Here is a 13,354-nt window from a genome sequence, read left to right as displayed (position 1 = left end):
GGCCACTTAGGCTAGATGATTATCAGATCACATTGTTATGAGTGAACAATGTGATCTGACCCCATTTTTTTTTGCTTTTTTTATAAAAAAATTAATTCGTAACTTAATGAAAAATAAAGAAAAGAGATTTTTATTGCCGCTCAGTGGAAAAAAATTGCCTTTTTTTACTAAAGTCCTGAAATCAGTTGCCGATAGCTAGTTAAGCCAAATTGCAGTTTGGCGAGAATTGCGGGGTTCCGCTTAACAAGAAAGGTTGCGCCAGGGTTTGCAGACCCCCGCAACTTTAAGGAGTGACTTATGGCTTTAGCAGTAAACACCAACGTATCCGCGTTGAACGCACAACGTCAGTTATTAACGTCAGGCAACTCATTGGATTCATCATTCAAACGTTTGTCTTCTGGTTTTCGCATTAACAGCGCAGCTGATGACTCAGCTGGTTTACAAATCAGCAACCGTTTAACAAGTCAAATCAATGGTTTAAATCAGGCCATCAGTAACGCAAATGATGGTATTTCAGTGGCTCAGGTCGCTGAAGGTGCAATGGACGAAATCACAAATTCATTGCAGCGTATTCGTGTTTTGGCTGTACAATCCCAAAATGGTATCAACAGTTCCTCTGACCGTGTTGCTTTACAGAAAGAAGTTTCAGCGTTAAAAACTGAAATCAGCCGTATTGCTCAGAACACCCAGTTTGGTGGTATTGATCTGCTTAAAGGTAACTTCTCTGCGAAGTTCCTGGTCGGTGCAAACGCTGGCCAAACTATCAGTATCAACTTGTCTTCTACAGCTCCGGATGGTGGTTTCGGTACTTCAGGTCTGAGTTTATCTGATTTGTCAGTGTCCAGTGTCGGTGGTGCTTCTGCCGCTATTGCAAGCATTGACAGCGCGATTAAAACTATTGACTCAGCCCGAGCTGATTTGGGTGCGCTTCAAAACCGTTTCCAATCTACTATCCGTAACTTAAGCAACATCGTTGAAAACGTATCAGCTGCCCGCAGCCAGATCCGGGATACTGACTTTGCGAAAGAGACGGCTGAATTGACCCGGGCACAGATATTGCAGCAGGCAAGTACAACTATATTGTCGCAGGCTAACACCAGACCTCAAACTGCACTATCTTTATTAGGCTAATAGTGGCCTTTTAAATAAAGCCTAAGGAGGCGACACTTCATTAAAGTTGTCGCCTTGCTTGCCGATACAGAGGTAGATGCACATGAGTTCGGTAATCACGGGTAATTTTGGTTATCAGCCATCAGCCCCCAAAGCTGCTGCAGGTGATGCAGTTGAGCTGAATAAAATGAAAAGTACAGCAGAGAATACAGCTCCGGAGTTAAAGGTGAAGGCCGAACCTGCGCAATCAGAACAGGCCATTACACAAGACCAACTGGGCGAAGCGGTTGAGAATATCAATCAGTTTGTTAATTCTCAGGGACGTACTTTAAATTTTTCTGTTGATGAAGAGTCAGGTAAACCTGTAGTAAAAGTGGTTGACTTTGAGACCAAAGAAGTTATTCGACAGATCCCTTCTGAAGAAGTACTGACCATGGCCAAAGCGATCAAAAAACTACAGGAAGACCTCGGTTCTGCGACAGGTTTAATGATTGATAAAACGATATAAAGAGAGGGTGAATCATGGCAATCCGGTCGTTAGGTGCTGCGTCAGGGCTTGATCTTGAAAGTTTGGTTACACAGCTGGTTACTGTGGAGCGAAACAGCAAAGTCAGTCGTCTGGACACTACGAAGAAGGATCTTGATTCATCGCTTTCTGGTTTTGGCAAATTAAAGTCTGCGTTGACCAAGTTTAAAGATACAGTAACGGCGTTGGGTGACGATAAACTTCGAGCCAGAACCACCAGTATCAAGCAACCTACTGACACTAAAACTTATTTGGAAGCAAAATCCAGCAGCACAGCTGCGCCCGGAAATTTTGATATCAAGGTCAAATCCCTAGCTACCGGCAGCCGGATTGAGAGTGCGAATAATGCCTATAGCAGCGCTTCAGCTGTTGTAAGTACCACAGCAGGTAAGCTTAATTTCGAAGCGGATGGTAAGAGTTTTGAAGTGGCAGTGACTGCGGGAATGACACTGGACCAGTTGCGTAAGGCAGTGAATAGTGCAGATGGTAATTTCGGTGTCAGCGCCAACATTATTAATGCTGGTGATGGCATTGGTACTAAATTAGTACTGACATCATCCATCACAGGTCAGGGTAATGAATTAAAAATTACCAACGATAACGCCGAGCTTGATAGCGTCTCCACTCAAGCTTTTGGCAGTACCGATGAGGAGTCTGGCGGTCTGAACGTGGCTATTCAGGCGGCTAATGCCGAAGTAGTAATAGACGGTATCAGTGTATTTAGTAAAAATAATACTTTTACTAATGCTATTCAGGATACTGAGCTGACAGTGCTGGCAGTCACACCTGATGCTAACAATGCCACTTTGTCTATAGAAACAGATAAAAAGGCTGCGGAAGATAAAATCAAAGCCTTTATGGATGCTTATAACGGCTTATTAAATGAAGTCAATAGCCTGACAAAAAACCGTACCATAGGGGATGATGGTAAAACCGTAGTGGCTGAGGGTGGGGCTTTAAGTAGTGATCCTATGGTGCGCAGTATTATGAGCCAGGTCACCAGAACCTTAGGCAGTGCGTTTTCATCCGGTGGTGACGATCTGAGCAATTTGTATGCCTTGGGTATTACATTTAATGATCAAGGCAGAATGGAAATCTCCAGTGCACGCTCTTTTGGTGCCGATTCAGGCCGTGAACGTTTTGATAATGCGCTGGAAAATAACTATGACAAAATTGCTGACTTATTTGGTGCTGAAGGCGGTATTACCGCCTCACTGGATAAAGTGATCTCTCAATTTACAGACCGTGACGGTTTATTAGTCAACAAAGAAACCTCACTGAAAGACCAATTGAAAAAAAATTCTAAAGATCGAGAGGCTTTTGAACGATATATAGTGAGCTACGAAGAAACTTTGCGTCAGCGTTACGGTGCTTTGGATTCCACTTTGGGTCAGTTACAAAGCACGTCCAGTTACCTGGTGCAACAGCTGGCAAACTTGCCACGATATGGTAGTTAACAGGAGCTTGCCATGAGTTACGGTATTAAGGCCTACAAATCTGTAGGAGTGAAAGACGATTTAGCTGTCGCAGACCCGCATCGGGTAATTCAGTTACTGATGCAAGGTGCGCTGGAGAATATGGCCAAAGCGAAGGGGGCTATGGAACGGAAAGATTTTGCGGAAAAATCCCGTACTGTGTCTAAGGCTATGAGCATCATCTCAGCCCTGCAGCACTCTCTGGATATGGATGTTGGCGGCGAAGTGTCACAGAATTTATGGTCCTTGTATGATTTTATGGTGAATCATTTAATGCAGGCCAGCCGTGAAAGTAGCCCGGTTAAAGTAGATGACGTGATTGAAATTATGATTAAAATTAAATCTGGCTGGGATGCAATTCCAATGGAAGATCGGCAAAAAGGTTTTCAATTGCTGGCGGAGCGGCAGAATCAGGCGGCATTGGCTTCCGCTTAATGACAGATTTAACCAATCAGCTAACAGCAAAACGCCAGCAAATACTAGATTTGCTGGCGCAGGAAGAATACCCGACAGATCAATTTTCTATCCATTGGCAGGACTTCCATGTCTTGCTGGTGCAACTCTGTGAAAATCCCCAACAAACACCTGATTTACAAAGTATATTGGCAGATAACTTGCAGTGGGTTAGTCTTATCACTGAACAAGTCACTTCTGAGAGAAGTACTGTAGCTGCCAGAATGTTGCAATTACGTAAAGGCAAAAAGGCGCATCAAAGCTACGGAGACAACAACTAAGCAGGTGCCAGGCTTATATGCTGAAATACATCAATTACCAAATCCTCGATAATGCCGGGCAGCAAGAAGCTCTGGAAAAACAAGTTTCTGTGAGCATAGCCCGTAATATTCGTCAGAATATTGACGCCTTTCGGCAACATATTCCCAGCCTCGTTGGTGTTATTCATGAGCATGAAGTTCAGCAATATTCCTTGTTTTGTACTAAAGATGCTGAGCTTAATATCGTTGACTTTGCTACTGGCCGGGTTTTTTATCAGAGTGCTGCTCAGCAAGAAGTGATGGACGAGGTACAACACTACTATAGTCATGCTGCATACTTCAATTTAAGCCAGCCAAAAGATGACCGCAGCTGGCGGCATCAGGCGTTACCGCCGCAGGTGGATGCGCTATTGGTCTTTGGGTTGGGGCTTGGGTACCACCTGAATGAACTGCTGATGAACTGCAGGATACGATACCTGGTGGTCTATGAGCCTAATGTAGATATTCTGCTGTGTTCCGTCCAGGCCAATAACTGGCTGCAATTGCTGGAAACAGCTCAAAGTATGGGAACCCGCATTTTTCTGCAAATGGGGTCTGATGCGACAGCTGTACCGGCTGAGTTAGCTGAGCTACTGGAGTTTGATCCAAACATTAATCAAGTTTTTATTTACCGCCACCAGTTTCATCCGATGATGGACGAGGTGATTCAGTATTTAGTACAGCACTCAGGTAATAAAAGTGCATTAACTCAGGCCACTCGGCAGTTTACCGGATTCAAAGATTATAGCGATTACGTGTCTGAGCGCGCCGGCAATTTGCTCGGTGATTATCAGCCTGTTGATTACAACACTGAACAAGCCCAGATGTTGTACCAGGCCAATATGGCAGCTTTAGAAAAGTTTTACCCCAAAGTGCATAAAGCGATGCTGGAGCATAAAACCAGAGCCTGGCAGTTGGTGCAAGACAACAATGGCTTGCCTAATCTTTATCATCAAAAACGTCATGCTTTGTTTCATCATGATTTACCAGATGAATCTGAGCAATTAGTAAACTACTTTATTGAGCATCCTTTTAAAGACGACGTGGTGCTCAGCCAGGGAACCAGCCATAAATTCAGGAATTATCTGCATTTCTCCAAAATAGCTGAATTGCAGCCGCTGATTGCGAAAATACTAAAGCAACAGGGTAAATTTCCTGAGCAGGTCGAAACTCTGATTGTTTTTGGCGTGGGCTTAGGCAAACACATTGAACTCTTGACTCAGCAGCGTCAAATTAAAAATTTATTTGTCTGTGAACCTAATCTGGACTTTTTTGCTGCCAGTCTTTGGGTTTCTGATTGGGCTGCTATTATTCAGAAAGCAGATGATAACGGCGGCCGCATCTATCTGAATCTGGGTGGAGATGGCAGCCATTATTTTTATGATTTAATGTCACAGTTTTATCAGGTCGGAGCTTATGCAATAGCTGATACTTACATGTTGAGCAGCTACTACAATGTGGGCATGCAAAAGGCGATAGCAGACTTACGTGCCGAGCTGAAAGTAGTGTTGGCCATGGGCGAGTATTATGATCATGCCCGCTACGGTATAGCTCATACCTATCACAGTTTATTGTCAGGCCATCGCTTTTTAAAACAGGCAAACAACGAATACAGTAACCACAAAGCGCTGAATTTACCTGTGTTTATCGTAGGTAATGGCCCTAGCCTGGATGATTGTTTTGATTACCTGAAAGAGTATCGGGATCAGGTTGTTATTATCAGCTGTGGTACCACTTTGAAGTCTCTGTACAACCAGGGTATCCGACCGGATTTTCATGCTGAAATTGAGCAAAACAGAGCCACCTACGACTGGATCACTCAGGTCAAGGATCGAGACTACCTGAGTCAGATTAACTTACTCAGCGTTAACGGTATTCATCCTGATACCAGTGCTTTATTTAAAGCAACCTATTTGTGTTTTAAAGATGGTGAAGCCTCCAGCTATATTTTTAGTAATGGCTTGAAAAAGCATGGCTACCAGATTGCGTCTCTGGCCTACGCCTATCCTACAGTCACTAATTTAGTTATGAATTTTGGCATTAAGTTGGGCTGGAAGTGTTTTTATCTGTTTGGGGTTGATCTTGGTTTTGTCGATATTAATCGCCACCATTCACAACATTCAGCCTACTTTAAAGCTGACGGTTCGGCGGTCTACAACTACAAGGCTCAGCATGGCGGCGGCATTCCTGTTGCAGGCAATTTCAGGCCTCAGCTTTATACCAAGCCTGAGTTTGACGTATCGCGTAAACTAATAGAACAAGCCATTGCTAAGGCTGGCAGGGTTATAGAGATTTACAACTGTAGTGATGGTGTAAAAATAAAAGGCGCCACCGCGCTCAGGCCTGACAATATATTGCTCGAGCAAATTTCTGCCGATGATAAAGAGCAGCAGCTAAAGAAGTTGCTTGAAGAAGCATTCTATCCGCCTCTACCTAGTTTGGCTGACAAAATTTATACCGAACTTTCTCCTGAATTGTACAAAGCATCTATGGAGCAATGGCTGGATTTATTTGCTGAAGATGCGACAGATATGAGCTCTGCACGCGCAATGATCAGTGAGCAATGGAATTTTATGCGTTCAAGAGCTGTGACAGACAAGGACATTACCTTTTGTCTGTTTCATGGCAGCGCCAACTTTATTGCTGCAGTTCTGACCAAAACCGCTGCTAGTATCAGTGCTGAAAACGAAGGCGCATTGGAAACCTTTAATCAGATTTTGGCACTATGGCGGCATTATTTACAGCAAGGGATGGAGTTGTATTTAGCTGAGCCTTTAGCTTTGGATAGGGTGGATGTCAGTGGTTTGTTTACGCCACCTAAGACAGCAAATTAGACACTCAGACCTAGAGAGTTTAAATCGTGCCGTGACTTTTGCAGAATGAGTTTGGAAGCCCGCAATAGTAGTGTTTATGCAGGCCCATGGGTAAATAGTAAGACAAAGCCAGCCTTTTAATGAGCTGATGCAAAAAGCAGCCGCTGGCCGTTTTCTGACTTAGGAATACGTTATGAAATTATCAGTGATAGTTCCGGCATTTAAACTGGCGCCCTTCATCTATGAGTGTTTATTAAGCCTTGTTACGCAGCACACAAACTTTGATTTTGAAGTCGTGGTTTGCGACGACGCGTCACCGGATAATACCTTTGAAGTTATCAATTACTTGCAATCTGCGTTTCCCCACCTGGTCGTGCTGCGCAATGAGGTCAATCTAGGGTTAATCGGCACTATGCGCCGACTGCTTGAAACGGCCAGAGGGCAGTATATTGCTTATGTAGATGGTGATGACATCGCTTTGCCCGGAAAGTTACAGCAACAGGTCGATTATTTGGAACAGCACCCAGGTTGCAGCATGGTTTATCATGAGTCAGATATGTTCGACAGTGCAACAGGTCAGCATTTGAAATGGTATTCCAAAGATTATTACAACTATCAGTATATTCCGCAGCAAGCGGATATTACTCATTTGATCCGCTATACAGTCTTCTTGCAGGCCAGCAGTGTGATGTTTCGTCGCCATGCGTCTTTGATACAAGCCTTGCAGCATGACTGCAAGATTATTTGTGATTTCCCATGGCATATGATGAATATAGGCTTGCTGGGGGGGACCATCGACAGACTGGATGCAGTATTAGGACGTTACCGTATTCATAACAACAGTTTTGGTGCCCAGACACAACAGAATCATCAGCGTCGGTTAAATGTGACCGAAGAATTGGTTTCAGCCTGTCGTTTAGGTCAACAATTTGGTGTAGCTGAAGATGTTATTGAATATGGTGTGAACCATATTTATTTTTCAGCAGCTTTATATTTTCTGCGATTAAACGAAACCGAATTATTCAGGCAAATGATAGAGTTGTCAGCCAGCAGACAACTTTATTTTGACCAGCGTCATCAGTCAGTCTTTGAACACCGGGATCAGCCTGATGTAGTCAAACAACAATTAGGTTGGGTGGTATGAGTTATCAGGCTATTGTAATTGGTGCTGGTATCTCAGGAGCAGTAATGGCCGAACAAATGGCCAGTAAGCTCGGTTGGAAAGTACTGGTGTTAGAGCAACGTGAGTACCTTGGCGGAAATTGTTTTGATCATTTGGATGAAGAGGGGGTGTTGATCCACAAATATGGGCCTCATTTGTTTCATACCGATAAACAGCGGGTTTGGGATTACTTGTCGCAGTTTACCGAATGGCGGCCTTATGAACACCGAGTGCTTAGTCAGATTGATGGTCAATTACTTCCTATTCCTTTTAATTTGACCAGTATACGCAAAAGTTTTGCTGCACCTGTGGCTGAAGCCATGATTCAAGTGCTGCAGGAGCGTTTTGGTGAAGGTGCCAGAGTACCTATTTTGCAGCTCAGGCAAGAGCAAGACCCCTTATTGCAACAGCTGGCAGAATTTATTTATCAGCGTGCTTTTGTCAATTACACCAGTAAACAATGGGGCGTCGGGCCAGAGGCTATTTCCCCAGCTGTGACGGCCAGAGTGCCTGTTGTGGTTAGTGAAGACGATCGTTATTTTACTGATCCCTGGCAAGCTGTGCCTTTACATGGTTATACCGCCATGATTAGCAATATGCTCTCGCACCCGGGTATAGATTTACAACTGTCATCTCCTATGCATACAAGAGTTCAACTGGATTGGAACGCCCGACAAATATTACTTGATGAGCAGCCATTTGAAGGCCCACTTATTTATTGTGGGATGATCGATCAGCTGTTGCCTGATAGCGCTGTTGTATTACCTTACCGCTCCCTTCGTTTTGAGCATAAACATCTGAAACAAAAATGGTTTCAGCCTGCAACCACAGTTAATTATCCGAACGAACATGCTTATACCCGTATTACCGAATTTAAGCACATTACGGGACAAGATCACACAGGGACTAGTATTACCTATGAGTATCCTTGTGACTATAAACCAGAGCAGGGGCTGGAACCTTATTATCCGATTTTCACCGAGCTTGCTCAGCAGCAGTATCAACAATGTGTGGCTCAGTTGCATCAGTTTCCACAGATTGTTGCACTCGGCAGATTAGCTGAATATCGCTACTTTGATATGGATGATGCTGTGGATAATGCGCTTGAGAAATTTTCTGTCTTGCGACTCAGGTTTAGTGTTTGAGTACAATAGTTACTTACTAGGAGGATGTTTTGGCAATACCTGTTCTTGCTGCGTTAATGAGCACATACAACAGTGCTGCATATCTGCGTGCCACAATAGACTCAGTTTTGTCTCAAAGTTTTACAGATTTTGAGTTCGTTATAGTGGATGACGGTTCTACGGATGATACCGTCAGTATTATTAACAGCTATCAGGATTCTCGTATTCGACTGTTTTGTCGTTCGGAAAATAAAGGTGTTGGTTTTTCTCTGCAAGAAGCAATCCTGCACGTAACGGCTCCATATGTGATAAAAGTTGATTCGGATGACCTGAGCCATTTTGATCGTTTTGCCATTCAGCTGAATTATCTGCAGGAAAACCCCGATGTTGCTGTTGTTAAATGCTATATCGATGCTTTTGCTGAATCTGATGATCCGGAAACGGTTGAACGTTTAAATACTCGGCAGCGTGATTACTCCGCGGCAAACCAAATTAATACTGTAAGTCTGATCCGACAGCATTTGCCCCGTTGGTTGTGTGTTGAGCATACCAGTTACTGTGCGCGCACTGATGCTATTAAAGCTGTTGGTTATCCTGAACAGCGTTTGTGTGAGGATTATTCTTTATTTTACCGGTTGAATGAACTTGGTTTTCGTATAGGTTGCGTCCCGGAATATTTGGTTAAAGTCCGTGTAAATAAACAATCTGTGACTGCGGATGTCAACACTGAGCGGCTGTTGTCTTGGTTCACGTATGTATTTGAATTGAAGGAGCGAAGAATAATGCAGCTAGTAGGCGATGCTCCCGGGATATCAATTTATGGCAGCGGCGGTTTGGCACGATTAATGTATCGAATTCTAAATAAGCATGGTGTTCAGGTCTTGAACTTTATTGAACAAAACAGCAAAGCTGCTGTAGTAATTGACGGTGTCGAAATTCCTGTAAAAGGATTGTCTGATTGCCTGCAGCAAAAAATATTGATAGCAGCGCAGCCAGTAAGATTAGAAATGGTAAGGCAACTGACAGAGCTTGGCCTAAACGAGTGGCGTGATTTTATGGTGATAGCTTAATGAAAGTCTCAATAATTACTGCGACATATAACAGCGAAACAACGATTAAGGCTTGTCTGGATAGTGTAGCGAATCAAAGCAGTTTATCTGATGTTGAGCATATTATTGTCGATGGCAGGTCAAGCGATGCTACCTTGTCGTTAGTTAATCAGTATCCACATGTCAGCAAAATAGTCTCAGATAAAGACAGGGGTATTTACCACGCCTTCAATCGCGGAGTTGCGTTAGCTAGCGGTGATCTGATTTATTTTTTGAATTCCGATGACTCTCTATACGACAGCAATGTCATTAATGATGTACTCGCTGAATTCACGCCAGAGACAGATTATTATTGCGGAACTATTTTTTGTGTCAACGAAGAGACAGGCGAATCTTACTTCACTACGACCCAAAAAGATGATCCAATAAATTTCAAACCTCGTCATCAGGCGTTTTTTTGCCGCCGTGAACTCTTCGATAAGTATGGCTCTTTTAACGAATGTCTGACGATTGCTGCAGATACTTATTTTATGAAGAAAGTCATTCTGAAAACCAAAGGTCTCTTTGCCCAGCGAACTGTAGCGCGCTTCAGTCTGCAAGGGATGAGTTCTAATGATACGAGTATAAATCATGTATTAGCACAGGATACGATGGTAGATAATTTACTCGGATTGAATACAGCTCATTCTCAGTTGCCGGAAATGCTAGCTTCGCAAATACTGAACCTATCGTTGTTAAAACAATTAATGCTGAATATGTTACAAGGACATATAGACCTTTCTGCTTTGAAGGGAAAACGTCTTACTATTTTTGGTGCCAGAGAGCTGTCTCAGGTTTTTTATCATTTTTTCAGCCAACAAAATATTCAGGTGATAGGTTTTGTGGTGTCATCTGCTGATAATCTGCCTGAGTACGCTGATGTTCCTGTGATGAGTTTGCAAGACCTTGAGCAGGCTGCTCCGGATGCAGTACTCAATTGTATTGAAGGAGGCCATGAGAACGATGTTGCCCAGCGTATTATGTTAGCTTGCCCGGGCGTCCATGTATTAAGCTGGCGTGATTTCTGTGTGCGTCAATCTTCTATTTCACAGTGAGAGCGTCAACAACTATGAAAAAAGCGCTTATTACCGGGATTACAGGACAAGATGGTTCTTATTTGGCAGAGCTGCTGTTAGAAAAGGGTTATGAAGTTCATGGCATCAAAAGACGTTCGTCGTTGTTTAATACGCAAAGGGTAGATCATATTTATCAGTCCCCTCATGTTGAACACCGTAATTTTATATTACACTACGGCGACCTTTCAGACTCCTCGAATCTGACCCGGATTATTCAGCAGGTTCAACCTGACGAAGTATATAATTTAGGTGCTCAAAGTCATGTCGCTGTAAGTTTCGAATCTCCGGAATACACTGCAGATGTAGATGCTATGGGTACTTTGAGGCTGTTAGAGGCTATACGTTTGCTTGGTCTTGAGAAGAAAACCCGTTTTTATCAGGCCTCTACCTCCGAATTGTATGGTTTGGTGCAGGAAACTCCTCAGCGGGAAACCACGCCTTTTTATCCTCGCTCACCTTATGCTGTTGCTAAATTATATGCCTACTGGATCACCATAAACTACCGGGAAGCCTATGGTATGTATACCTGTAACGGTATTCTGTTTAACCATGAATCCCCACGCCGTGGTGAGACTTTTGTGACCCGTAAAATCACCAGAGGGCTCGCTAACATTGCGCAGGGACTGGATAGATGCCTGTATATGGGGAATATAGATGCGTTGCGTGATTGGGGTCACGCTAAAGATTATGTGTACATGCAATGGTTGATGTTGCAGCAGGAAAAACCTGAAGACTTCGTTATAGCGACCGGCTTGCAGTATTCGGTGCGTCAATTTATTCAGTGGACTGCTGAAGAGCTTGGCATAGGGCTGCGCTTTGAAGGTGAAGGTGTTGATGAAGTAGCTATTGTCGACTCAGTTTCAGGAGAGGACGCGCCTGCGGTGAAGCCTGGTGATGTTTTGGTTCGTATTGACCCTAAATACTTTCGTCCTGCTGAAGTGGAAACCTTGTTGGGTGATGCCAGTAAAGCCCATGCTAAATTAGGTTGGAAACCGCAAATAGATACCAGAACCTTATGTAAAGAAATGGCTCATCATGACCTGAAAGAAGCGAAGCGTCAGGCTTTTTTAAAACAAAATGGCTTTGACTGCGCTATGAGTAGCGAGGGGTGAGCATGGGCAGACGTCGTATTTTTGTTGCTGGACATATGGGCATGGTTGGCCGCGCTTTGTGTCGACTGTTACAGGCTTTGCCTACAGTTGATTTGGTCACAGCAACCAGAGACGAGCTGGATTTAACGGACCAATCTGCAGTGCAACAGTTTTTCCGACGTCAACAAATTGACGAAGTTTATCTGGCCGCAGCTAAAGTCGGCGGTATTTGGGCAAATAACCAGTATCCGGCCGATTTTATTTATCAGAACTTAATGATTGAATGCAATCTTATTCAAGCTGCACACCTTGCTGATGTCCAGAAATTATTATTTTTAGGCTCTAGCTGTATTTATCCTAAATTATCTCCTCAGCCTATTCCTGAATCTGCTTTGTTAACAGGACCTCTGGAGCCTACAAATGAGCCTTATGCCATTGCAAAAATTGCCGGTATTAAGTTGTGCGAAAGCTACAACAGACAATACGGCAGAGATTACCGCTCAGTGATGCCTACCAATTTGTATGGCCCGGACGACAACTTTCATCCTCTGCACAGTCATGTGATACCGGCTTTGATTGGTAAGTTTTCGAAAGCTATCAAAGAGCAAGCTCCCTCAATCAGTATCTGGGGAACAGGTAATGTCAGAAGAGAATTTATGCACGTGGATGATTTAGCCCAAGCTTGCCTTCATCTGATGGAGACTGAACAAGCTCAGTATTGGCAGGGGCTAGACCCGATGAACTCTCATATCAATATAGGAACTGGTAGAGATTGTTCTATTAGGGAGCTGGCGGAGTTATTGCAGGAACTAAGTGGTTATGCAGGTCAATTGTATTATGACGCCTCACAGCCCGAGGGGACTCCTGTCAAAAGACTGGATGTGACCCGATTAAAGAATAAAGGCTTTGTTTCGAGTATCGAACTGAAAGCCGGATTAAGTCAGACATGGGATTGGTATAAGTGCAACCACCATGTTTGATGTGACTCGATCTATCAGTCAGAGATTGATGGATATTTTAATTTTTGTAAGGTCTCTGCGAATTCAAAATCAAATTGATCATTAATATCAATAAAAGTATTTTTGGCATTACATAGGCCAAGGACCCTTTACGTGAAGCGCCACAACAACCACACCT

The 13,354-nt window shown here is 43.5% G+C and carries 12 protein-coding genes; all 12 read left to right on the top strand.

What is annotated here, in order from left to right; translation table 11 throughout:
- Positions 1-297 precede the first annotated feature (297 nt).
- The 12 genes from EMM73_RS07355 (at position 298) to EMM73_RS07300 (ending at position 13,197) form a co-directional block, all read left to right on the top strand.
- Positions 298-1,131, top strand: coding sequence for a flagellin N-terminal helical domain-containing protein (locus tag EMM73_RS07355; RefSeq protein ID WP_127685796.1), 834 nt, complete (start codon positions 298-300; stop codon positions 1,129-1,131).
- A gap of 82 nt (positions 1,132-1,213) precedes the next feature.
- The gene (locus tag EMM73_RS07350) at positions 1,214-1,618 is read left to right on the top strand and encodes a flagellar protein FlaG (RefSeq protein WP_186435155.1); all 405 of its coding nucleotides are present in this window, start codon (positions 1,214-1,216) and stop codon (positions 1,616-1,618) included.
- 14 nt (positions 1,619-1,632) lie between these two features.
- Positions 1,633-3,093, top strand: a complete 1,461-nt coding sequence (gene fliD / locus EMM73_RS07345) for a flagellar filament capping protein FliD (protein ID WP_127685794.1) — start codon at positions 1,633-1,635, stop codon at positions 3,091-3,093.
- 12 nt (positions 3,094-3,105) lie between these two features.
- Positions 3,106-3,546, top strand: coding sequence for a flagellar export chaperone FliS (fliS, locus tag EMM73_RS07340; protein ID WP_127685793.1), 441 nt, complete (start codon positions 3,106-3,108; stop codon positions 3,544-3,546).
- A complete protein-coding gene (locus tag EMM73_RS07335) occupies positions 3,546-3,845 on the top strand; it encodes a hypothetical protein (RefSeq protein ID WP_127685792.1) in 300 nt (99 codons plus the stop codon). Before fliS ends, EMM73_RS07335 begins: the two co-directional genes overlap by 1 nt.
- A 17-nt stretch (positions 3,846-3,862) precedes the next feature.
- Positions 3,863-6,697 (top strand): 6-hydroxymethylpterin diphosphokinase MptE-like protein, encoded by a 2,835-nt coding sequence (locus EMM73_RS07330; RefSeq protein ID WP_127685791.1) that lies wholly within the window; start codon positions 3,863-3,865, stop codon positions 6,695-6,697.
- A gap of 172 nt (positions 6,698-6,869) precedes the next feature.
- Complete coding sequence (locus EMM73_RS07325; RefSeq protein WP_127685790.1) at positions 6,870-7,820, top strand: glycosyltransferase family 2 protein; 951 nt, start codon at positions 6,870-6,872, stop codon at positions 7,818-7,820.
- Entirely contained in the window at positions 7,817-8,983 is a 1,167-nt protein-coding gene (glf, locus tag EMM73_RS07320) for a UDP-galactopyranose mutase (RefSeq protein WP_127685789.1), read from the top strand. The genes EMM73_RS07325 and glf overlap by 4 nt, the downstream gene beginning before the upstream one ends.
- Before the next feature lie 29 nt (positions 8,984-9,012).
- Positions 9,013-10,032 carry a glycosyltransferase family 2 protein gene (locus EMM73_RS07315; protein ID WP_127685788.1) on the top strand — a complete coding sequence of 340 codons (1,020 nt, stop codon included), beginning with the start codon at positions 9,013-9,015 and terminating at the stop codon, positions 10,030-10,032.
- Positions 10,032-11,105, top strand: coding sequence for a glycosyltransferase family 2 protein (locus EMM73_RS07310; protein ID WP_127685787.1), 1,074 nt, complete (start codon positions 10,032-10,034; stop codon positions 11,103-11,105). The genes EMM73_RS07315 and EMM73_RS07310 overlap by 1 nt, the downstream gene beginning before the upstream one ends.
- Before the next feature lie 14 nt (positions 11,106-11,119).
- Positions 11,120-12,238 carry a GDP-mannose 4,6-dehydratase gene (gene gmd / locus EMM73_RS07305; RefSeq protein WP_127685786.1) on the top strand — a complete coding sequence of 373 codons (1,119 nt, stop codon included), beginning with the start codon at positions 11,120-11,122 and terminating at the stop codon, positions 12,236-12,238.
- 2 nt (positions 12,239-12,240) lie between these two features.
- A complete protein-coding gene (locus EMM73_RS07300) occupies positions 12,241-13,197 on the top strand; it encodes a GDP-L-fucose synthase family protein (protein ID WP_127685785.1) in 957 nt (318 codons plus the stop codon).
- Positions 13,198-13,354: the final 157 nt, after the last annotated feature.

This window comes from Rheinheimera sediminis, assembly GCF_004005375.1.
Lineage (GTDB): Bacteria > Pseudomonadota > Gammaproteobacteria > Enterobacterales > Alteromonadaceae > Pararheinheimera.
The sequence above is the reverse complement of the archived record's forward strand: the minus strand, read 5'-3'. Positions and strand labels throughout refer to the sequence as shown.